The sequence below is a fragment of the Maribellus maritimus genome (assembly GCF_022267315.1).
GTDB classification, from domain to species: Bacteria; Bacteroidota; Bacteroidia; order Bacteroidales; family Prolixibacteraceae; genus Draconibacterium; species Draconibacterium maritimum.
In genome coordinates this window covers 1-344 of record NZ_JAIKLE010000190.1, presented here as the reverse complement: position 1 = coordinate 344, position 344 = coordinate 1, and the positions used below count along the sequence as shown (strand labels likewise).

Here is a 344-nt window from a genome sequence, read left to right as displayed (position 1 = left end):
ATTTTTTCTCATAACCTGAATCCTCGTTTTTTATCTGGTTTATATTGTTGACTTTTCTGTTGAGGATTAGTTGTTCTCTGGTTCTGTAAAATTAACTTCTGCAGGTTGGCTGCACTAAGTAGACGGTGAACGGAGCTGGTTTTTATCGATTCTTTACCAATCTTAAATTTTATACCCACAACTTTTCCATCGGAAGCTTGCTTCTGTTGCATTTCAATACCAAACAATTTCATTTGTTCCGCATATTCAAAAATGCTCTTCGGATGTTGAGGCAAAACTTTTTCATGTGCATTGATTATTTGGTTCCTCAGTCTTTCTTCTTTCTGTTGTTGTATTTCTTTTGC

The 344-nt window shown here is 35.2% G+C and carries 1 protein-coding gene; it reads right to left on the bottom strand.

What is annotated here, in order from left to right; translation table 11 throughout:
- Positions 1-8: 8 nt before the first annotated feature.
- Positions 9-344: hypothetical protein (locus K5G00_RS29625; RefSeq protein WP_238770278.1), on the bottom strand; the 336-nt coding region annotated here is incomplete at its 5' end.